Source organism: Pseudomonas sp. B21-028, from assembly GCF_024749045.1.
Classification (GTDB): Bacteria; Pseudomonadota; Gammaproteobacteria; order Pseudomonadales; family Pseudomonadaceae; genus Aquipseudomonas.
In genome coordinates this window covers 5,060,969-5,080,698 of record NZ_CP087184.1, presented here as the reverse complement: position 1 = coordinate 5,080,698, position 19,730 = coordinate 5,060,969, and the positions used below count along the sequence as shown (strand labels likewise).

General features: G+C 60.1%; 21 protein-coding genes. 9 read left to right on the top strand and 12 right to left on the bottom strand.

Going from position 1 to position 19,730, the window contains the following annotated elements; translation table 11 throughout:
* Positions 1–64: 64 nt before the first annotated feature.
* Positions 65–667 (top strand): peroxiredoxin, encoded by a 603-nt coding sequence (locus LOY35_RS21935; RefSeq protein ID WP_047701158.1) that lies wholly within the window; start codon positions 65–67, stop codon positions 665–667.
* Between the two features lie 225 nt (positions 668–892).
* Here LOY35_RS21935 and rnt read toward each other — a convergent pair whose 3' ends face one another.
* Both rnt and pyrC read right to left on the bottom strand, forming a co-directional pair.
* Positions 893–1,570, bottom strand: a complete 678-nt coding sequence (rnt, locus tag LOY35_RS21930) for a ribonuclease T (RefSeq protein ID WP_258627129.1) — start codon at positions 1,568–1,570, stop codon at positions 893–895.
* Positions 1,567–2,613, bottom strand: a complete 1,047-nt coding sequence (gene pyrC / locus LOY35_RS21925; RefSeq protein WP_258627124.1) for a dihydroorotase — start codon at positions 2,611–2,613, stop codon at positions 1,567–1,569. Before pyrC ends, rnt begins: the two co-directional genes overlap by 4 nt.
* 191 nt (positions 2,614–2,804) lie before the next feature.
* Here pyrC and LOY35_RS21920 point away from each other — a divergent pair, with 191 nt between their 5' ends.
* Positions 2,805–3,821: an OmpA family protein gene (locus tag LOY35_RS21920; RefSeq protein WP_258627114.1), complete on the top strand. Its 1,017-nt coding sequence runs from the start codon at positions 2,805–2,807 to the stop codon at positions 3,819–3,821.
* Positions 3,822–3,949: 128 nt separating this feature from the next.
* Positions 3,950–5,167, top strand: a complete 1,218-nt coding sequence (locus tag LOY35_RS21915; protein WP_024779511.1) for an argininosuccinate synthase — start codon at positions 3,950–3,952, stop codon at positions 5,165–5,167.
* A gap of 97 nt (positions 5,168–5,264) precedes the next feature.
* Here LOY35_RS21915 and LOY35_RS21910 read toward each other — a convergent pair whose 3' ends face one another.
* A complete protein-coding gene (locus LOY35_RS21910; RefSeq protein ID WP_258627105.1) occupies positions 5,265–5,756 on the bottom strand; it encodes a hypothetical protein in 492 nt (163 codons plus the stop codon).
* Positions 5,757–6,229: 473 nt separating this feature from the next.
* Here LOY35_RS21910 and LOY35_RS21905 point away from each other — a divergent pair, with 473 nt between their 5' ends.
* Positions 6,230–6,856 carry a response regulator transcription factor gene (locus LOY35_RS21905; protein WP_024779512.1) on the top strand — a complete coding sequence of 209 codons (627 nt, stop codon included), beginning with the start codon at positions 6,230–6,232 and terminating at the stop codon, positions 6,854–6,856.
* Between the two features lie 54 nt (positions 6,857–6,910).
* Here the strand turns inward: LOY35_RS21905 and LOY35_RS21900 are convergent, their stop codons facing one another.
* The 8 genes from LOY35_RS21900 to metG form a co-directional block, all read right to left on the bottom strand.
* Positions 6,911–7,090: a PA3496 family putative envelope integrity protein gene (locus LOY35_RS21900; protein WP_047701153.1), complete on the bottom strand. Its 180-nt coding sequence runs from the start codon at positions 7,088–7,090 to the stop codon at positions 6,911–6,913.
* Between the two features lie 107 nt (positions 7,091–7,197).
* On the bottom strand, positions 7,198–7,836 hold the full coding sequence (gene nth, locus LOY35_RS21895; RefSeq protein ID WP_258627098.1) for an endonuclease III: 639 nt from the start codon (positions 7,834–7,836) through the stop codon (positions 7,198–7,200).
* Entirely contained in the window at positions 7,833–8,363 is a 531-nt protein-coding gene (locus LOY35_RS21890) for an Rnf-Nqr domain containing protein (protein WP_258627092.1), read from the bottom strand. The genes nth and LOY35_RS21890 overlap by 4 nt, the downstream gene beginning before the upstream one ends.
* Complete coding sequence (locus LOY35_RS21885; RefSeq protein ID WP_258627090.1) at positions 8,356–8,967, bottom strand: RnfABCDGE type electron transport complex subunit G; 612 nt, start codon at positions 8,965–8,967, stop codon at positions 8,356–8,358. Before LOY35_RS21885 ends, LOY35_RS21890 begins: the two co-directional genes overlap by 8 nt.
* Positions 8,964–9,950 carry an RnfABCDGE type electron transport complex subunit D gene (locus LOY35_RS21880; RefSeq protein ID WP_258627087.1) on the bottom strand — a complete coding sequence of 329 codons (987 nt, stop codon included), beginning with the start codon at positions 9,948–9,950 and terminating at the stop codon, positions 8,964–8,966. The genes LOY35_RS21885 and LOY35_RS21880 overlap by 4 nt, the downstream gene beginning before the upstream one ends.
* Complete coding sequence (gene rsxB, locus LOY35_RS21875; protein WP_258627085.1) at positions 9,937–10,953, bottom strand: electron transport complex subunit RsxB; 1,017 nt, start codon at positions 10,951–10,953, stop codon at positions 9,937–9,939. The genes LOY35_RS21880 and rsxB overlap by 14 nt, the downstream gene beginning before the upstream one ends.
* Positions 10,950–11,522, bottom strand: coding sequence for an Rnf-Nqr domain containing protein (locus LOY35_RS21870; protein ID WP_258627083.1), 573 nt, complete (start codon positions 11,520–11,522; stop codon positions 10,950–10,952). Before LOY35_RS21870 ends, rsxB begins: the two co-directional genes overlap by 4 nt.
* Positions 11,523–11,640: 118 nt before the next feature.
* Positions 11,641–13,686, bottom strand: a complete 2,046-nt coding sequence (gene metG / locus LOY35_RS21865) for a methionine--tRNA ligase (protein ID WP_258627080.1) — start codon at positions 13,684–13,686, stop codon at positions 11,641–11,643.
* 317 nt (positions 13,687–14,003) lie between these two features.
* On the opposite strand from metG, the gene apbC reads away from it, so the two are divergent.
* Entirely contained in the window at positions 14,004–15,098 is a 1,095-nt protein-coding gene (apbC, locus tag LOY35_RS21860) for an iron-sulfur cluster carrier protein ApbC (RefSeq protein WP_258627069.1), read from the top strand.
* A gap of 110 nt (positions 15,099–15,208) precedes the next feature.
* Here apbC and LOY35_RS21855 read toward each other — a convergent pair whose 3' ends face one another.
* Positions 15,209–15,967 carry an SDR family oxidoreductase gene (locus tag LOY35_RS21855; protein ID WP_258627067.1) on the bottom strand — a complete coding sequence of 253 codons (759 nt, stop codon included), beginning with the start codon at positions 15,965–15,967 and terminating at the stop codon, positions 15,209–15,211.
* 56 nt (positions 15,968–16,023) lie between these two features.
* Here LOY35_RS21855 and LOY35_RS21850 point away from each other — a divergent pair, with 56 nt between their 5' ends.
* The 4 genes from LOY35_RS21850 to groL all read left to right on the top strand — a co-directional run bounded on the left by LOY35_RS21850 (position 16,024) and on the right by groL (position 19,687).
* Positions 16,024–16,755 carry a HugZ family protein gene (locus tag LOY35_RS21850; RefSeq protein ID WP_258627064.1) on the top strand — a complete coding sequence of 244 codons (732 nt, stop codon included), beginning with the start codon at positions 16,024–16,026 and terminating at the stop codon, positions 16,753–16,755.
* Positions 16,756–16,983: 228 nt separating this feature from the next.
* On the top strand, positions 16,984–17,460 hold the full coding sequence (locus LOY35_RS21845) for an FxsA family protein (RefSeq protein ID WP_258627062.1): 477 nt from the start codon (positions 16,984–16,986) through the stop codon (positions 17,458–17,460).
* A 239-nt stretch (positions 17,461–17,699) separates the two neighbouring features.
* Entirely contained in the window at positions 17,700–17,993 is a 294-nt protein-coding gene (locus tag LOY35_RS21840) for a co-chaperone GroES (RefSeq protein WP_024779525.1), read from the top strand.
* A 50-nt stretch (positions 17,994–18,043) separates the two neighbouring features.
* Entirely contained in the window at positions 18,044–19,687 is a 1,644-nt protein-coding gene (groL, locus tag LOY35_RS21835; RefSeq protein ID WP_024779526.1) for a chaperonin GroEL, read from the top strand.
* Positions 19,688–19,730 lie beyond the last annotated feature (43 nt).

Sequence of the window (19,730 nt, the reverse complement as noted above, 5' to 3'; positions counted from 1 at the left end):
CGCCGGAGGGTGGCAGGCTGATGCGAACCTTGGTTTTTCACGTTATTACACCAGGAGATATCCAATGAGCGTACTCGTAGGCAAGCAAGCCCCTGACTTCACCGTTCCTGCCGTTCTTGGCAATGGCGAAATCGTCGACAGCTTCACCCTGTCCTCGGCCATCAAAGGCAAATACGGCCTGGTGTTCTTCTATCCGCTGGACTTCACCTTCGTCTGCCCGTCCGAGCTGATCGCCCTGGACCACCGCATGGACGACTTCAAGGCCCGTAACGTTGAAGTGATCGCCGTTTCCATCGACTCCCACTTCACCCACAACGCCTGGCGCAACACGCCGATCAACGGCGGCGGCATCGGCCAGGTGAAATACACCATGGCTGCCGACATGAAGCACGAAATCGCCAAGGCCTATGACGTCGAGTCCGAAGGCGGCGTGGCGTTCCGTGGTGCATTCCTGATCGACGACAAAGGTGTGGTCCGTTCGCAGATCGTCAACGACCTGCCACTGGGTCGTAACATGGAAGAGCTGATCCGTCTGGTCGACGCCCTGCAATTCCACGAAGAGCACGGCGAAGTCTGCCCTGCCAACTGGAAAAAAGGCGACAAGGGCATGACCGCTTCGCCAGAAGGTGTTGCTGCTTACCTGGGTGAGCACGGCGACAAGCTGTAAGCGAAACAGGCATAAAAAAACCGGCCCTCGATGGGCCGGTTTTTTTATGGTTTAGAACTGCACGCAGTACTTGTGGCGAGGGGATTTATCCCCGCTGGGCTGTGCAGCAGCCCTAAAAGCACTCACTCGGTGTATCAGTTCCGGTTGAGTCGTTGCCATTGGGGCTGCTGCGCAGCCCAGCGGGGATAAATCCCCTCGCCACATAAAGCCAAGCCAGGATTTGCATCAATCGTCGAAATCCTGCCAGCCACCCATCTCCTTCCAGCGATTGACGATCCCGCAAAACAGCTCGGCGGTCTTCTCGGTGTCGTAGCGGGCCGAGTGGGCCTCGCGACCGTCGAAATCGATGTCGGCTGCCTGGCAGGCTTTGGCCAACACGGTCTGGCCGTACGCCAAGCCGGCCAGGGTTGCAGTGTCGAAGCTGGAGAACGGATGGAACGGGTTGCGCTTCATGTCCAGGCGCGCGACGGCCGCGTTGAGGAAACCGAGGTCGAAGCTGCTGTTGTGCCCGACCAGGATCGCGCGTTTGCAACCGTTGGCCTTCAGTGCCTTGCGCACACCGCGGAAGATGTCGGTCAGTGCCGTTTCTTCGCTGACGGCCATGCGCAATGGGTGATCGAGCTTGATCCCGGTGAACTCCAGGGCCGCGGCTTCGATGTTGGCGCCTTCGAAGGGTTCGACGCGAAAGAAATAGGTGTGGTCGGGGAACACGAAGCCTTTTTCATCCATGCCGATGGTGGTCGCGGCAATTTCCAGCAGCGCATCGGTGGCGGAGTTGAAACCGCCGGTCTCTACGTCGACCACGACCGGCAGGTAACCCCGGAACCGGGCAGCCATGGGGTGGCGAGTGCCGCCTGAACCGCCGTTGCCGTCCAGTTCGTCATCGAAATGCTCTTCACTCACACGCTTTCCTCCAGCAGGCGCCAGCGCAGTTTTTCACCGGCGCGCAGCGGGATGACAGTCTGCTCGCCGAAGGGCAGGCTGGCGGGGGCGGTCCATTCGTCGCGGACCAGGGTAATACGATCGGTGTTCACCGGCAGGCCATAGAAGCGTGGGCCATGGAGGCTGGCAAAACCTTCGAGCTTGTCCAGCGCGTTGCGCTGTTCGAACGCCTCGGCGTACATCTCGATGGCGGCATAGGCGGTGTAGCAACCGGCGCAGCCGCAGGCTGCTTCCTTGGCATGGCGGGCATGGGGCGCCGAGTCCGTGCCGAGGAAGAACTTGGTGCTGCCGCTGGTGGCGGCATCGAGCAAGGCTTCCTGGTGGGTGTTGCGCTTGAGGATCGGCAGGCAATAGAAGTGCGGCCGGATCCCGCCCACCAGCATGTGGTTGCGGTTGTACAACAGGTGATGCGCAGTGATGGTTGCGCCGACGTTGGCCGGGGCCTCGTTGACGAATTGCACGGCATCGCCGGTGGTGATGTGCTCGAACACGACCTTGAGTGTCGGGAAACGCTCCACGACGCGGCGCATGTGCTCATCGATAAAGATTTTCTCGCGGTCGAATACGTCGACGTCGCCGCGGGTGACTTCACCGTGGATCAGCAAGGGCATGCCGACTTCGGCCATGGCCTCCAGCGCCGGGAAGATCTTGTCGATACTGGTGACACCGGAGTCCGAGTTCGTCGTGGCGCCGGCAGGGTACAGCTTGGCGGCGTGGACGAAGCCGCTGGTCTTGGCGTCGCGGATTTCTTCGGGCTGGGTACGGTCGGTGAGGTAAAGCACCATCAGCGGTTCGAACCGGCTGCCGGCCGGGCGTGCGGCGAGGATACGCTGGCGATAGCCGTCGGCCTCGCTGGCATTGCGCACGGGCGGAACCAGGTTAGGCATGATGATTGCGCGCCCGAAGGTGCGCGCGACATCGGCGACGGTATGGGTCAACACAGCACCATCGCGAAGATGAATATGCCAGTCGTCGGGACGCAGCAGGGTCAGGCGGTCGGACATTGGGGGGCTTCCAGGCGGGTCAAACTCTGGGGAATGCTACCGGAAAAGACCGATACAGGCACCCGCTATCAAGTTTTGCCGCAAGTTACCGATAGCCCCTTCAGGTATGAACCGAATCCGTGCAGTGTCTCCGGCCGGCGTCATACTCTCAGCGAGTATCGAATTTCGTATAAATGCCAGTGGAGCCTGCCGTGCGCCAGCGTTATCTAGCCTTGCTCAGTGTGTTTGCCAGCCTTCCAGCCATGGCGCTCACTTTCCAGACCCGTCTGGAGAGCATTGAGTGGACGGTTGAGGGTGACAAGTTCGAGTGCCGGCTGAGCCAGCCGATCACCGATTTCGGCAGCGGCGAATTCGTGCGCCGGGCGGGCGAACAGGCGACGTTTCGTCTCAAGACCTATAACCCGATGATGGGGGGCGGGTCGGCCACCTTGCTGGCGGCGGCTGCGCCGTGGCAACCGGGGCGGGGCGATATCAATCTGGGTTCGGTCAGGATCGGCAGTGGTGACGTGTTGTTCAACAGCTCCCAGGTCCAGGCGGGTCGCTTGATCAGCGGGCTGATGGAGGGCCGTAGCCCGGTGGTGCGTCGCAATACCGAGGACGGGCGGGTGTCGGAAGTCCGGCTGTTGCCCGTGCGCTTCAACAAGGCCTTCAGCGACTATCAAGGCTGTGTGGCAAAACTGTTGCCAAAGAATTTCGAGCAGGTGAAGCAGACCCAGATCGGCTTTCCTGGCGAAGGAACCGAGCTCGATGCTCGGGCCAAGGCTCAACTGCAGGTAATGCTCGATTTCATCAAGGCTGACCCGAGCGTCAATCACGTCGAACTCGATGGTCATTCCGATAATAGTGGCAACCGATTGACCAATCGTGAACTGTCGCGCCGTCGAGCGCTGGCGGTCATGGACTTCTTCAAGGCCAATGGTTTCCAGGAATCGCAGATCACTTTGCGCTTCCATGGCGAGCGTTATCCCCTGGTGCCCAACACCAACGCCGCCAATCGGGCCAAGAACCGCCGCGTGGTCGTCCAGCTATCCCGTGTGTCCCCCTCCGAAGCGCCGGCCCCTCAGTCGGCCCCTCAGCCTGCGCCCGCCGCGGCTCCAGCCAAGGTTCCAGCCCCGGCCGCTACGCCGGCCAAGGCCCTGGCACCCGCGTCTGCGCCGGCCAAGACCTCGGCCCCGACGCCCGCTACGGCGACTGCGCGCACATCCTGATTCGATGTTGATCGTCGCGCGGTCGACATAATCTGTCGCTTCGTCGTCATAAGCTGTCGCGCCTCTGTAAATTATCCGCGCCGGACGTTAGACTTCACGGCTTTCCGTACAACCCGTGGAGTAATGGCATGGCGGACGTAAACAAGGTCGTTCTGGCGTATTCCGGCGGCCTGGACACTTCGGTGATCCTCAAGTGGCTGCAGGACACTTATAACTGCGAAGTGGTGACCTTCACCGCTGACCTGGGGCAGGGCGAAGAAGTCGAGCCTGCACGCGCCAAGGCTCAGGCCATGGGCGTCAAAGAGATCTACATCGATGACCTGCGCGAAGAGTTTGTCCGCGACTTCGTGTTCCCGATGTTCCGTGCCAACACCGTTTACGAAGGTGAGTACCTGCTCGGTACCTCCATCGCCCGTCCGCTGATCGCCAAGCGCCTGATCGAAATCGCCAACGAAACCGGCGCCGACGCCATTTCCCATGGCGCTACCGGCAAGGGCAACGATCAGGTGCGTTTCGAACTGGGCGCCTATGCCCTCAAGCCCGGCGTGAAAGTCATCGCTCCGTGGCGCGAGTGGGACCTGCTGTCCCGTGAAAAACTGATGGATTACGCCGAGAAGCATGCGATCCCGATCGAGCGTCACGGCAAGAAGAAATCCCCGTACTCGATGGATGCCAACCTGCTGCACATCTCCTATGAAGGCGGCGTGCTGGAAGACACCTGGACCGAGCACGAAGAAGACATGTGGCGCTGGACCGTTTCCCCGGAAAAGGCCCCGGACACCCCGCAATACCTGGAGCTGACCTATCGCAACGGCGATATCGTCGCACTGGACGGCGTGGAAATGAGCCCGGCCACCGTGCTGGCGACCCTGAACCGCATTGGTGGCGAACACGGCATCGGTCGTCTGGACATCGTCGAAAACCGTTACGTCGGCATGAAGTCCCGTGGTTGCTACGAAACCCCAGGCGGCACGATCATGCTGCGTGCCCACCGGGCAATCGAATCGATCACCCTGGACCGTGAAGTGGCGCACCTCAAGGACGAGCTGATGCCCAAGTACGCCAGCCTGATCTACACCGGGTACTGGTGGAGCCCTGAGCGCCTGATGCTGCAACAGATGATCGACGCCTCCCAGGTCAATGTGAACGGTGTCGTACGCCTGAAGCTGTACAAGGGCAACGTGATTGTGACCGGGCGCAAGTCCGACGATTCGCTGTTCGACGCCAATATCGCGACCTTCGAAGAAGATGGTGGCGCCTACAACCAGGCCGACGCGGCCGGGTTCATCAAGCTCAATGCCTTGCGCATGCGCATCGCGGCGAACAAGGGTCGCAAGCTGTTCTGACCCTGCCGATGTGAAAGCGGCCTGCCTCGAGCAGGCCGTTTTTTTTTTGTCTTCCCTGCCTGTGCGGCGCCCCGTTGCGGCGCTTTCTCCTGATCGCTCATCCGTCCGGCACAACATCGGCCCTGTCGTGGTTGTACATGACGTACACGACGATCTCTGCACGCTCCGTCACCTGTCTCGAACGTTTTGCCCGGTTGACGTCGATCAGTTGCTCCGACGGGCTACACACCAGAAAATCCACCCGTCGTGGATCGTGCTTTGCTCGCTGAAGGCGTACCCGCCATCTCTTTATCTTGTGGGGCCGACGGAACATGCGTTTAGCGTGGCGCGTCGGGTCATCCATGGTCTTGACGAAGTGTTTGTTCTTGCGAAAGTCTGATGGGGAATATAACGAGCGATAGTTGAAGTTGAGTGTGACGAAAAAAAGAAGCAGTAGATAAAAAGGAAAACTGATCAGGAACCACAAATAATATTTACGATCCTGATCATCCAGAAATGGCAAGGAAATCGCCGCGGAAGTTTCTGATAGCGTTGCGAATATGGCGATGAGAGTCATGGGATTTGCAATGGTTTTCAATGGCTTGTTCATGGTGAATGCTCATGGGTAATCCAGTTTGATAGTTTAAGTAAAGTAATATTTGGCAGGTTGTCGGGTTGATGAGTTTGAATCAAGCGAGAGTGTTCTCTTGTAATCGTTGTGTTGACGGGTCCTTTCCCTTTTATATGAATTCTGTTGCGTGAGCAGAAAGAAATTTCATTTATGGATAAATAATTCAGTTACTTTTTATGAGCGGTCGAGTCGCTATCTATATGTAAAAAGCACGGTTCCATAGGGTTAAAGCCGCGCTGCTCATAGGGAAGCGGGATCCGAGAAAGCGTTTCCAGCGTTCTGATGATCCATTCATGGCACATTATTTCCACGGGAATTTGTAGGAATTTTCTGTGTTGCCTGTAGGTTGCGTCTTTCGGTGTTGGCGGCCAGGGGGCGCGGCATGCCAAGGTAGAAATGACTAGGCTATTGTGCCTGCTCTAAAAATTCGAACAGCGAAGTTGGATTTGCCCATGAATAAAGTGCTGATCGTCGATGATCATCCCGTCATTCGTCTTGCTGTACGTTTACTAATGGAGCGTCATGGTTATGAAGTTATTGCCGAAACGGATAACGGCGTCGATGCGTTACAACTTGCCCGGGAGCAAGCCCCTGATATTGTTATCCTGGATATTGGTATTCCGAAACTGGATGGACTGGAGGTCATTGCGCGTCTGACCGCCAACCCCTCGCCATTGAAAGTGCTGGTACTGACCTCCCAGGCACCCGGGCATTTTTCGATGCGATGTATGCAGACGGGCGCGGCCGGATATGTATGCAAGCAACAGGATCTCACGGAATTGTTGAGTGCAATAAAAGCAGTACTCTCCGGCTACAGCTACTTTCCCAACCAGGCGCTGCACACCGTGCGTTCGAGTCTTGGCAATGCCAGCGAGTCCGATATGGTGGATCGCTTGTCCGGACGAGAAATGATGGTACTGCAGCAACTGGCCCGCGGAAAAACCAACAAGGAAATTGCGGACGGGATGTTTTTGAGCAACAAGACCGTCAGTACCTACAAGACCCGTCTGTTGTTGAAGCTCAATGCCCGTTCGCTGGTCGACTTGATCGAGTTGGCACAGCGTAACGGGTTGGTGTGAGGTTTCGGTCACGCGTACTCAGTAAAAAGCCTCCACCAGGGAGGCTTTTACGTGTCAGAGGTCAAAGTCGTAATCGGCCAGCTGCTTCTGCAGGCGACGCTCTTCCAGCAGGTTGTCGATGGTGCGGCGCTTGCTCAGATTGGTCTTGGGCACTTCCACCACCGGTTCGGCGTCTTCGGTTTCAACGGCGATGAAATCGTCTTCTACATCCAGTTGTTCTTTGCCAGTACTCATGGGTTCGACTCCAGGCTAAGACTGCCTTTGGGGCACCTTATATCGATAAACCACGAGCGGGTAAAAAAGATTTTTTCAATCGATGAATCTATAAAAGCAATAACGACTCAATCGTCAGAGGTCTTGTCCTTGTATTCGCACAGGTCTTCGATCCGGCAACTGCCGCAGCGGGGCTTGCGTGCCAGGCAGACGTAGCGCCCATGGAGGATCAGCCAGTGATGGGAGTCGAGAAGATACTCCTTGGGCACGAATTTCATCAGCTTCTTCTCCACTTCCACCACGTTCTTGCCCGGCGCCAGGCCGGTTCGGTTGCTGACGCGGAAAATGTGGGTGTCCACGGCCATGGTCAACTGGCGGAATGCGGTATTGAGCACCACGTTGGCGGTCTTGCGACCTACGCCGGGAAGGGCTTCCAGCGCTTCGCGGGTCTGGGGAACGACACCGCCATGGCGCTCGACCAGCAGGCGGCAGGTTTCGATCACATTCTTTGCCTTGCTGTTGAACAGGCCGATGGTCTTGATGTACTCCGATAGCCCCTCGACGCCCAGGGCATGGATCGCCTCTGGAGTGTTGGCCACCGGAAACAGCTTGGCCGTGGCCTTGTTGACGCCGACATCGGTGGACTGGGCCGAGAGGATCACCGCGATCAACAACTCGAACGGCGAGGAGTAGGCCAGTTCGGTTTTCGGCTCGGGATTGTCTTCGTGAAAGCGACGAAATATTTCCAGGCGTTTTGCGGCGTTCATGGGCGCGGCGTTTCCTCGAGGGTTGATTGGGTTTTGGCAGGCGTCCAAGCCTGGCGGGCCGCGAGCAGCAGGCCGAGCAGCAGGAACCCTCCGGGGGCAAGCGAGGCCAATGGCGTGCCGTTGCCGATCAGTTCGCGCAGGGCGCCCAAGGCGATCATCAACAGGCCGAACAGTCCCGTCAGGGTGATATAGCCTCGCAGGCGTGACTCGATGAAGACACGGTCGTGCTCCAGTGCCACGCAGCTCAAGGCTATCCAGCCGATGTAAAGGTTCAGCGGCTGGTACCACTCCAGCAGCCAGGCCTGCGCGGCAAGGCTGGCACAGGCGGTCAGGGTCGAAGCCAGGACGACAGAGGCCAGCAAGCGCTGGTAGGTGCTCAGGCGCAGCCGCACGAGGCCCATTGCCAAGCCGTGGCTGCTGCTGATCAGCGTCCAGGCCAGCCAAAGGCCCAGGGCATTGACCAATGAGTTGCTGGCGCCGACCAAGGGCACGAGCAGCAGGCCGTGGGTCAGCGACTGTTTATTCATGGGCAACGCCTGCGGTCAAGGATGCCTTGTGTTCGTCAAAATAGCGCAGTGCATCGTGAACGGCCTGGAGCACCGCCCGGGATGTCACCGTTGCGCCGGCCAGTTGATCGAACTGCCCCTGGTCTTTTTTCAAGGCCCAGCCGCTGTCGCTGGGAGCCTCGCGGGATTTGCCGTTGAAGCGCTGCAGCCAGGCATTCGGCCAACCGGCAATGGCCGCGCCCAGGCCCGGTGTTTCGGTCTGGCGCAGGGTTTTCACCCCCAGCAGACGGCCCGACGGGTCGATGGCGATCAGCAGTTCGATGCTGCCTTCGTAGCCCAGCGTCTGGCTGCGTAACAGCACCGCGGCGGGTTGGCCGGCATGGGTCGCGAGGTAGCCGCCCAGCAGCGTGCTATGGTCCAGAGGTACCGGGTCTGTCAAAACTGGTCGTGCCAATGGCTGGTTGTCGTACAGGTCGGCGGGCAATACCTCAAGCAGGCTTCTGTTCGCGAGGGTCTGTTGCTGGACCTCGATGCGCTCGGCCGTGCCGATTTGCATGAGATAAGTAGCGCCGAAACCGAGGGCGGTCAACAGCGCCAGGAAGGCAAGGCCGCCGGGATTTCTCATGGCGCTTGCCGTCCTTGCCGTGCGTCGGCGAAACGCTCCAGTGCCGGCACCCCGAGGTTCATCAGCAGCACCGCAAACGCCACGCCGTCCGGGTAGCCGCCCCAGATACGGATCAGGTAGACCAGCAGCCCCACGCCCGCTCCGAACAGCAGGCGGGCGAGCGGGGCATTGGGCCCCGAAACCGGTTCGGTCACGATAAAAAACGCCCCCAGCAGGGTTGCTCCCGTCAGCAGATGAAACAGCGGTGACCCGTGGGAGTCCGAGCCGGAACCGTTCCAGCACACCAGGCTGATGGTGAACAGGCCGGCCAGCATGCCCACCGGCGCGTGCCAGCTGAATACACGTTGCTGCAGCAGAAACAGACCGCCCGCCAGGAACGCCAGGTTGATCCACTCGGCCCCGCGACCGCCGAAACGTCCGAACGCCGGATTGTTGGCGAACAACTCATCGATGGTCAGGCTTTTGTTGATACGCAGGCTGTCCAGCGCTGTCGCGCCGGCCCAGGCATCGGGGGCGGGATGAACGCCAACCACCTGTTGCAGGCCTTCAAGCAAGCCGACGCCATGGGGCATTGGCCATTGACTCATGTGGGCGGGGAATGCCACCAGCACCAGGGCGTAACCGAGCATGGCCGGGTTGAATGGATTGTTGCCGACGCCGCCCCACAGGTGCTTGCCGAACAACAAGGCGCAAGCGGCCGCAGTCACTGTCAGCCACCATGGGCAATAGGCCGGCAAGGCCAGGGCCAGCAATGTGGCACTGACCAACGCGCTGCCGTCGTTCAACTCGGGTTTGAGCGGTCGATGTCGCAAGCGCAGCACCAGTGCTTCGACCGCCAACGCGGTGATCCCGGACAGCAGTAGGTTGAGAACTACGCCCCAGCCATGAAACCACATCAGTGCCAGCACGCCGGGTAACGTGGCTAACAGCACGCGCATCATCGCTTGCCGCAGCCGCTCGTCGGGAGCCTCAGGAAGTGGCATGGGCGTCCACCTGGTGTTCGGCGTTTTTGACCGCGTGCTCCAACGCCTGTATGTCTGCGTCCGGGGCTGCCGCTGCCCGGGCTTTGCTGAGTTCGGCGCGGCGCATCGCCAGTTGAATCTTCGCCCGCTTCAGTTCGGCGTCCTGCGGCGGTGCTGGTGTTGGTGCTGGTGAAGGTGGCGCGCTGTTTTCCAGCTGTGCCAGGGCCTGTTCCGCCGCTTCGTACTGGCGTTGCAGCAGAATCAATTGCGACTGCTGTTCGAAAGTCGGCGGATGGCCGAACGCTTTCAAGGATTTGTTCAATTGTGCCCGGCTCATGGCCAGGTCGACCTTGGCCTTTTTCAGCGCGGCATCGGCGCTGGCGGCTTTTTGCGCACGTACCCGTTCCAGTGCGGCTTGCACCGGATCAATTGCCTGAGGCTGGGCTTGGGTTTCAGCGGCATGCTGGGTACGGGCCAGGCGTTCCGCCTGACGCTGCTCTTCTTCGCGCTGCAAGCGCGCATTGCGTTGTTCATAGCGCCGCTGGGCATGGTTGCGCTTGGCGGTACGTGCCTGTTGTTCCTCAAGACTGAAGGCCAGGCCTCCGACAACCGGCAGCACGGTTGCCATCGGCAAGGGGCGCATTTCAATACAGTCGACCGGGCAGGGAGCCACGCAAAGATCGCAGCCCGTGCATTCGTCAATGAGGACGGTGTGCATCAGCTTTGCCGCCCCGACAATCGCGTCCACCGGGCAGGCCTGGATGCACTTGGTGCAGCCGATGCACTCGGCCTCACGGATGAAGGCTATTTGCGCAGGGGCCGGGCCACGGCTGGTATCGAGTTCCAGTAGCGGTATTTTCAGCAGGTCGGACAGGGCCGCAATGGTTTCGCTTGCACCGGGTGGACATTTATTTATCGGCTCGCCCTTGGCGATGCCTTCGGCGTAGGGCTTGCATCCCGGGTGACCGCACTTGCCGCACTGGGTTTGCGGTAGCAGGGCGTCGATACGTTGAATCAGATTCATGTCTTGACCAGCCCGCGTAATCCAAGGAACGCCACCGCCATCAAGCCGGCGGCAATCAACTGAACAGGCAGGCCTCGAAAGGGTAGGGGAATATCGTTATCGAGGGTGCGCTGGCGCAAATCGTCGAACAGGCTCAACACCAGCCAGAAGCCCAGTCCGGCACCCAGGCTCAAGGCAATGGCGTGGGCCAGCCCCTGATCGTCCAGGCTATTGAGCAGCGTGACACCCAGTATGCCGGCGTTGCCCAGCAACAGCGGCCACAATCCCTTGAACGGCAGTGCCGGCAGCCAACGCGACAGCAGGCGCAGCAATGGCCCGATCAGCAGGACGCTCAGGGGCAGCCAGGCGAACAGGCGCAGCGACGTCAGGTTGGCCGGGATCAGCAGCCAGTGGTCGATCAGGTAACCCAGGGTGCCGACCATCAGCATCATGCCTGTCGAGGCCAGGCCCAGGGCATGGACCTGCCGTCTTCCGCCAGCCTTCAGCAGCGGATCGACGCCCAGCGGCCAATGCAACACCAGGTTGTTGATCAGGGCAGTGCCGAGCAATGTGAGAAGGATGTCGGACATGAGGTATTAGGCGACAAAAGGACCTGTTACAAGATTAGGCATTATCCGGCAGGCCAGATATGAAAATCCCACAGCCGCTTGCAAAACGTCTGTGGGATCGGTGCCGCGTGCATTCGCTTTACTTGATCCGCTGACCCGGCTTGGCGCCGCTGTCGGGGCTCAGCAGATAGATTTCCTCGCCGCCTGGGCCCGCCGCCATCACCATGCCTTCAGAGATGCCGAAGCGCATTTTGCGAGGCTTGAGGTTGGCGATCATCATCGTCAACCGGCCTTCGAGTTTGGCCGGGTCCGGGTAGGCGCTCTTGATGCCGGAGAACACGTTGCGTTGCTCGTCGCCGATGTCCAGGGTCAGGCGCAACAGCTTGTCGGCACCCTCGACGGCCTCGGCTTTGACGATCAGCGCCACGCGCAGGTCAACGGCGGCAAAGGCGTCGAACTCGATTTCCGGCGACAGCGGGTCCTTGACCAGTTCGCCGTTGCCGGCCGTGGCGCCGGTGTCGGTCTGGCTGGCGGCCAGGTCTTCCTTGGAGGCGTCGGTCATGGCTTGCACCTTGGCAGGGTCGATGCGGGTCATCAGTGGCTTGAACTCGTTCAACTGATGATTGCTCAACAGGGTCTGGTGATCGTTCCAGGTCAGCGGTGCGACGTTCAGGAACGCCTCGGCGTCGGCGGCCAGCAGTGGCAGTACCGGCTTGAGGAAAATCACCAGCTGGCGGAACAGGTTGACGCCCAGTGCGCAGATCGCCTGGACCTCATCCTGCTTGCCTTCCTGTTTGTTCAGCGACCACGGCGCCATGTCGGCGATCCAGGCATTGGCACGGTCGGCCAGGGCCATGATCTCGCGCATCGCGCGGGCAAAATCGCGGGCCTCGTAGGCTTCGGCGATGCTTGGCGCTGCGGCCAGGAACGCGTCGGTCAGCTCCGGTGCGGCATTACCCGCCACCAGCACGCCGGCGTTGCCCTTGTGGATAAAACCGGCGCAACGGCTGGCGATGTTGACGACCTTGCCCACCAGGTCGGAGTTGACCTTCTGGACGAAGTCCTCGAGGTTCAGGTCCAGGTCGTCGACGCCACGGCCAAGCTTGGCCGCGTAGTAGTAGCGCAGGTATTCCGGCGACAGGTGGTCCAGGTAGGTACGGGCCTTGATGAACGTACCGCGGGACTTGGACATCTTCTGACCATTGACGGTCAGGTAGCCGTGGACATTGATGCCGGTCGGCTTGCGGAAGCCGGCGCCTTCGAGCATCGCAGGCCAGAACAGGGCGTGGAAGTTGACGATGTCCTTGCCGATGAAATGGTACAGCTCGGCGGTGGAGTCCTTGCTCCAGAACGCGTCGAAGTCCAGCTCCGGCGTGCGGTTGCAGAGGTTCTTGAAGCTGGCCATGTAGCCGATGGGCGCATCCAGCCAGACGTAGAAATACTTGCCCGGCTCGTCGGGGATCTCGAAGCCGAAGTACGGCGCATCGCGGGAGATGTCCCACTGTTGCAGGCCGGCGTCGAGCCATTCGGCGAGCTTGTTGGCGACGGCGTCCTGCAGGGTGCCGCTGCGGGTCCAGGCCTGCAGCATCTGCTGGAAGTCCGGCAGCTTGAAGAAGAAATGCTGGGAATCCTTGAGCACCGGGGTCGCGCCGGAAATCGCCGACTTCGGATCCTTCAGGTCGGTCGGTGCATAGGTCGCGCCGCATTTTTCGCAGTTGTCGCCGTACTGGTCCTCGGTGCCGCATTTCGGGCAGGTGCCCTTGATGAAGCGGTCGGCCAGGAACATTTTCTTTTCCGGGTCGAAATACTGGGTGATCGAACGGGTTGCGATGTGCCCGGCGTCACGCAGCTTCAGGTAGATCTGGCTCGACAGCTCACGGTTTTCTTCGGCGTGAGTGGAGTGGAAGTTGTCGAAATCCACCAGGAACTCGGCAAAGTCGGCGCTGTGTTCAGCCTGAACGTTGGCGATCAGTTGTTCCGGGGTGATGCCTTCCTTTTCCGCGCGCAACATGATGGCCGAACCGTGGGCGTCATCGGCGCAGACATAAATACATTGGTTGCCGCGATGTTTCTGGAAGCGCGCCCACATATCGGTCTGGATGTACTCCAGCATATGGCCGAGGTGAATCGAACCATTGGCATAGGGCAGGGCGCTGGTGACGAGGATCTTGCGTGGCTCGGACATGGGGCTCGGCTACTTGATGAAACGGAGGTCGGCCACTATAAAGCGCCGGCGGCTTTTTTTCACCCTTCGGGCCTGTTCCGGGGTGGCTAAAGTGTGAACTGTGGCGAGGGGATTCATCCCCGCTGGGCTGCGAAGCAGCCCTGAAATCAGCCGACTCGGTGTGCCAGGCTGATCCCAGTTGGCGGACTGGGGGCGCTTCGCACCCCAGCGGGGCGGTGCGACGTTTCGCTAAATCCCTCACCACAAAAGTATTCACATATCGGTAATCGGGTCTAGGATAGCGACCTGTTTTTAAAGTCCTGCTATCGGAGTTGCCCATGAGCGCCGTCAATCGCGCAACGGTGGAAGCCGTCCTTCGCCAATACACCGACCCCTACCTGAACCAGGACCCGGTCAGCGCCGGATGCGTGCGCGCTATCGACATCCAGGGCGATCGTGTCAGTGTCCAGCTGGAAATCGGCTACGCCGCCGATCTGTTCAAGAGCGGGTGGGCGCAGATGCTGCAGATGGCCATCGAGGCCCTGGACGGTGTGACCACCGCCAAGGTCGATGTCACCAGCGTGATCGCCCCCCACAAGGCCCAGGCACAAGTGCCGGGACTGGCGAACGTCAAGAACGTGATCGCCGTGGCTTCGGGCAAGGGGGGCGTGGGCAAGTCCACCACCGCCGCCAACCTGGCCCTGGCCCTGGCCCGTGAAGGGGCGAAGGTCGGGATGCTCGACGCGGACATCTATGGTCCGAGCCAGGGCATCATGTTCGGCATTGCCGAGGGCACCCGGCCGCAGGTCAAGGACCAGAAGTGGTTCGTGCCGATCCAGTCCCATGGCGTGGAGGTCATGTCCATGGCCTTCCTGACCGACGACAACACGCCGATGGTCTGGCGCGGGCCGATGGTGTCCGGTGCCTTGCTGCAACTGGTGACGCAAACCGCCTGGGGCGACCTGGATTACCTGGTGATCGATATGCCGCCTGGCACCGGCGATATCCAGCTGACCCTGGCGCAGAAAGTCCCGGTGGCCGGCGCGGTGATCGTCACTACGCCCCAGGACCTGGCCCTGCTGGATGCCCGCAAGGGTGTGGAGATGTTCCGCAAGGTGAACATTCCGGTGCTGGGTGTGGTGGAAAACATGGCGGTGCACATCTGCTCGAACTGCGGGCATGCTGAACATCTGTTCGGCGAGGGCGGCGGGGAAAAACTGGCGACCCAGTACGGCGTCGAATTGCTGGCTTCGCTGCCACTGTCGATGCTGATCCGCGAGCAGGCCGACGACGGCAAGCCGACGGTGATCGCCGAGCCGGACAGCCAGATCGCCATGATCTATCAGGAACTGGCCCGTCATGTCGGTGCGCGGATCGTGTTGCAGGAAGCGGCTGCACCGGCGATGCCGAACATTACTGTCAGCGACGATTGACCGGTCGGAGGCAAATCCTGTGGGAGCGAGCCTGCTCGCGATAGCGGAATTACAACGGATACACCGCCATCGCGAGCAGGCTCGCTCCCACACTGGTTTTTGCGGCGGTTTTACATCCGCAACCCGCCATCCATCTCCAGGATCCGTCCGGTGTAATAGTCGTTCTCGAAGATATAGGCCGCTGAATGGGCGATCTCTTCGGGCCGACCCATGCGCCTGAGTGGAATCGCCGATGTCATTCTTTCCAGGGCCTCGGGTTTCATGCTTTGGGTCATCTCGGTTTCGATGAAGCCCGGTGCGATGCCGGCGACGCGAATGTCGTAGCGCGCCAGCTCCTTGGCCCAGGTCACGGTGGCGGCGGCCACGCCGGCCTTGGCGGCTGAATAATTGGTCTGGCCGATGTTGCCGGCCCGGGAGATCGACGAGATATTGATGATGGCGCCGCTGTTCTTCAGCTCGACCATTTTCGCCGCCACTTCACGGGTGCACAGGAACACGCCGGTGAGGTTGACGTCGATCACGGCCTGCCACTGGGCCAGGCTCATCTTGGTCATCTCGCCGTCCTTCACCTTGAGCAGCAGGCCGTCACGCAGGATCCCGGCGTTGTTGATCAACCCGTGGATTGCGCCGAAATCCTGGGCGACCCGGGCGACCATGTCGCTCACCTGCTCTTCATTGGCCACGTTGCACAGGTAGGCCCGGGCTTCGACGCCCTTGGCCACGCAGGCGGCAACCGCCTGGTCGAGTTTCTCCTGGTTGAGGTCAACCAGCGCGAGCTTCGCGCCTTTGCCGGCAAAATACTCGGCCATGGAGCGGCCCAGACCCTGGCAACCGCCGGTGATAATGATTACTTTGTCAGTGAGCTGCATTCGTATGTCCAGGTGTCTGAGCGTTTTTAGACGAATTTCATCAAAGGAGTCATAAATTGAGCGTTGAAGCTGCCAAGCATGCCCGAGAATTACTGCTCAAGGAATACCGTGGAATGCTCTCCACCCATTCCAAGTCCATGCCTGGTTTTCCGTTCGGCTCCGTGGTGCCGTATTGCCTGGACGAGCAGGGCCGGCCGTTGATCCTGATCAGCCGCATCGCCCAGCACACCCATAACCTGCAGAAAGACTCCAAGTGCTCCATGCTGGTGGGCGAGCGGGGCGCCGAAGACGTGCAGGCCGTCGGGCGCCTGACCTACCTGGCCGAGGCGCGGAAACTTGAAGACAGCGCCGCCATCGACACTGCCGCCGAGCGTTACTACCGCTACTTTCCTGAATCGCAGAACTACCACAAGGCCCACGATTTCGATTTCTGGGTGCTCGATCCGGTGCGTCATCGCTACATCGGCGGTTTTGGCGCCATTCACTGGATCGACCGGATCACCTTGACCAACCCCTTTGCCGGCAAAGCCGAGGCGAGCATGATCGAGCACATGAATGCGGATCACGCCAAGGCCATCGCCCATTACGTCGATCTGGCCGATCTGCCCAAGAGCGAAGCGGCGCAACTGGTGGGCATCGACAGCGAAGGCATGCACCTGCGCATCGGTCAGGGACTGCATTGGCTGGCATTTCCAGCGACTTGCAATACGCCGACACAAGTTCGCGAAGCCTTGGTTTATCTGGCCCACGCCGAACAATGGCCGAAAAATGCAGAGGCCGACGCTTGAATTCACGAAAGGGCGACGTCATTTAGGTTTTCATAGCTAGTGGCCTGTGTGGCTAATTCGTGCACTCAACTTCGGCGCCAGGGTTTGTCAGCCTGCGTTGCCATTCCTCGCCGTAGCGGGGCTACGACTCGTCATGGCGCCTTGCCTGGCAAGCCCTGACACTCGAATTTGAGTACTCGAATTAACCGTACAGGCCACTAGGCATTCTTGCGTTGAGGAAACCATTTGATGCGCCCTTTTTTATTGCTCTTTCTGCTGTTCCCGGTGTTGGAGCTGTTCGTATTCGTCAAGGTCAGCGGTGCGATCGGGTTCTTCCCGGCCTTGCTGCTGGTCATCCTCGGCTCGATGCTCGGCGTGTTCGTGCTGCGCATCGCCGGTCTCGCCACGGCCTTGCGTGCCCGTGAAAGCCTGAGCCGTGGCGAGCTGCCTGCGCAGACCATGCTCGAAGGCCTGATGCTGGCCCTGGGCGGCGGTCTGCTGATCCTGCCTGGCTTCATCAGCGACGTATTGGGTTTGCTCATGTTGCTGCCGTTAACCCGTCGGTTGCTGGCCAACAAGATGCGCCAGCGTGCCGAAGAACAGGCGATGCGCCAGCGGGCTTTTGCCGACGACCTCCAGCCTCGTGGTGGTCCGGCACCGCGAGAACCCCTGGGCCGCGAACCCGATGTGATCGAAGGCGAATTCGAACACCGCGATTCCAAATAAAACCCACCACACGGCACCTTCGGGTGCCGTGTTCGTTTGTGCGATGAAGAAATTTTTTCGATCCGGCCCTTGTAATCCCCTTGTACGCCCTTATGTATCGGTCACCGCAAGGTTTCCGGTGGCAACACCGGACAGACTTCCGCGGTTCGACTGACGAACCGCACCCGGCTTTGCCGGCTTTTGTTAAACCCGCCGGGACTACACCGGCCGATGAAAACCAAAATTAGGAGAGATCGACAATGAAGCTTCGTCCTCTGCATGACCGCGTCGTCATCCGTCGTAGCGAAGAAGAGAAGAAATCCCTTGGCGGTATTGTCCTGCCAGGTTCGGCTGCCGAGAAAGCCAACCACGGTGAAGTTCTCGCTGTAGGTACCGGCCGTGTGCTGGACAACGGTGAAGTGCGTGCGCTGGCCGTGAAAGTGGGTGACAAGGTCGTGTTCGGCCCTTACTCCGGCAGCAACACAGTAAAAGTCGACGGCGAAGAACTGCTGGTAATGGGCGAGAGCGAAATCCTCGCTGTTCTCGAAGGCTGATTTCCCCGCTCATCTTCCCGCTACTACACAGTATTTAAGGAATATCGATCATGGCTGCTAAAGAAGTTAAATTCGGCGATTCCGCCCGCAAGAAAATGCTCGCCGGTGTCAACGTCCTGGCTGACGCGGTAAAAGCGACCCTGGGCCCGAAAGGCCGTAACGTGATCATCGAGAAGAGCTTCGGCGCTCCGACCATCACCAAGGACGGCGTTTCCGTAGCCAAGGAAATCGAGCTCAAAGACCGTTTCGAAAACATGGGCGCGCAGCTGGTCAAGGACGTTGCCTCCCGTGCCAACGACGACGCCGGTGACGGCACCACCACCGCCACCGTTCTGGCTCAATCGATCGTCAACGAAGGCCTGAAAGCCGTCGCTGCCGGCATGAACCCGATGGACCTCAAGCGCGGTATCGACAAGGCGACCATCGCCATCGTCAAAGAACTCAAGGCCCTGTCCAAGCCATGCGCCGACTCCAAGGCCATCGCCCAGGTAGGTACCATCTCGGCCAACTCCGACAACTCCATCGGCGACATCATTGCCGAAGCCATGGAAAAAGTCGGTAAAGAAGGCGTGATCACCGTTGAAGAAGGCTCGGGCCTGGAAAACGAACTGTCCGTCGTTGAAGGCATGCAGTTCGACCGTGGTTACCTGTCGCCATACTTCGTCAACAAGCCGGACACCATGGTTGCCGAGCTCGACGGCCCGCTGATCCTGCTGGTCGACAAGAAGATCTCCAACATCCGTGAAATGCTGCCAGTGCTGGAAGCCGTTGCCAAAGCCGGCCGCCCACTGCTGATCGTGGCCGAAGACGTTGAAGGCGAAGCCCTGGCGACCCTGGTTGTGAACAACATGCGTGGCATCGTCAAGGTTGCTGCCGTCAAGGCACCAGGCTTCGGCGACCGTCGCAAGGCCATGCTGCAGGACATCGCCGTCCTGACCGGCGGTACCGTGATCTCCGAAGAAATCGGCCTGAGCCTGGAAAGCACCACCCTGGAGCACCTGGGTAACGCCAAGCGCGTGATCCTGTCCAAGGAAAACACCACCGTGATCGACGGTGCCGGCGTTGAGACTGATATCCAGGCTCGCGTTGCCCAGATCCGTGCCCAAGTCGCCGAGACTTCCTCCGACTACGACCGTGAAAAACTGCAAGAGCGTCTGGCCAAGCTGTCCGGCGGTGTTGCGGTGATCAAGGTTGGCGCCGGCTCCGAAGTTGAAATGAAAGAGAAGAAAGCCCGCGTTGAAGACGCCCTGCACGCCACTCGTGCAGCCGTCGAAGAAGGCGTGGTACCTGGCGGTGGCGTGGCGCTGGTTCGTGCCCTGCAGGCCATCAGCGAACTGAAGGGCGACAACGCCGATCAGAACGTCGGTATCACCCTGCTGCGTCGCGCTGTCGAAGCTCCGCTGCGCCAGATCGTTGCCAACTCCGGTGACGAGCCAAGCGTTGTGGTCGACAAGGTCAAGCAGGGTTCGGGTAACTACGGTTACAACGCTGCTACCGGCGAATACGGCGACATGATCGAAATGGGTATCCTGGACCCGGCCAAAGTGACTCGTTCGGCTCTGCAGGCTGCGGCTTCCGTTGCCAGCCTGATGATCACCACCGAGGCGATGATCGCTGAAATCAAGGAAGACGCTCCAGCTGGCGGCGGCATGCCAGACATGGGCGGCATGGGTGGCATGGGCGGCATGATGTAAGCCAGCCTTACCCCTGTATTGAAAAACCCCGCCTGCGAAAGCA

Excerpts from the sequence above, each read along its gene's own strand:
- LOY35_RS21935 (WP_047701158.1), top strand. The coding sequence starts at position 65 with ATGAGCGTACTCGTAGGCAAGCAAGCCCCTGACTTCACCGTTCCTGCC.
- pyrC (WP_258627124.1), bottom strand. The coding sequence starts at position 2,613 with ATGTCCGACCGCCTGACCCTGCTGCGTCCCGACGACTGGCATATTCAT.
- LOY35_RS21915 (WP_024779511.1), top strand. The coding sequence starts at position 3,950 with ATGGCGGACGTAAACAAGGTCGTTCTGGCGTATTCCGGCGGCCTGGAC.
- LOY35_RS21910 (WP_258627105.1), bottom strand. The coding sequence starts at position 5,756 with ATGAACAAGCCATTGAAAACCATTGCAAATCCCATGACTCTCATCGCC.
- LOY35_RS21905 (WP_024779512.1), top strand. The coding sequence starts at position 6,230 with ATGAATAAAGTGCTGATCGTCGATGATCATCCCGTCATTCGTCTTGCT.
- LOY35_RS21900 (WP_047701153.1), bottom strand. The coding sequence starts at position 7,090 with ATGAGTACTGGCAAAGAACAACTGGATGTAGAAGACGATTTCATCGCC.
- nth (WP_258627098.1), bottom strand. The coding sequence starts at position 7,836 with ATGAACGCCGCAAAACGCCTGGAAATATTTCGTCGCTTTCACGAAGAC.
- LOY35_RS21890 (WP_258627092.1), bottom strand. The coding sequence starts at position 8,363 with ATGAATAAACAGTCGCTGACCCACGGCCTGCTGCTCGTGCCCTTGGTC.
- LOY35_RS21885 (WP_258627090.1), bottom strand. The coding sequence starts at position 8,967 with ATGAGAAATCCCGGCGGCCTTGCCTTCCTGGCGCTGTTGACCGCCCTC.
- LOY35_RS21880 (WP_258627087.1), bottom strand. The coding sequence starts at position 9,950 with ATGCCACTTCCTGAGGCTCCCGACGAGCGGCTGCGGCAAGCGATGATG.
- rsxB (WP_258627085.1), bottom strand. The coding sequence starts at position 10,953 with ATGAATCTGATTCAACGTATCGACGCCCTGCTACCGCAAACCCAGTGC.
- LOY35_RS21870 (WP_258627083.1), bottom strand. The coding sequence starts at position 11,522 with ATGTCCGACATCCTTCTCACATTGCTCGGCACTGCCCTGATCAACAAC.
- metG (WP_258627080.1), bottom strand. The coding sequence starts at position 13,686 with ATGTCCGAGCCACGCAAGATCCTCGTCACCAGCGCCCTGCCCTATGCC.
- apbC (WP_258627069.1), top strand. The coding sequence starts at position 14,004 with ATGAGCGCCGTCAATCGCGCAACGGTGGAAGCCGTCCTTCGCCAATAC.
- LOY35_RS21855 (WP_258627067.1), bottom strand. The coding sequence starts at position 15,967 with ATGCAGCTCACTGACAAAGTAATCATTATCACCGGCGGTTGCCAGGGT.
- LOY35_RS21845 (WP_258627062.1), top strand. The coding sequence starts at position 16,984 with ATGCGCCCTTTTTTATTGCTCTTTCTGCTGTTCCCGGTGTTGGAGCTG.
- LOY35_RS21840 (WP_024779525.1), top strand. The coding sequence starts at position 17,700 with ATGAAGCTTCGTCCTCTGCATGACCGCGTCGTCATCCGTCGTAGCGAA.
- groL (WP_024779526.1), top strand. The coding sequence starts at position 18,044 with ATGGCTGCTAAAGAAGTTAAATTCGGCGATTCCGCCCGCAAGAAAATG.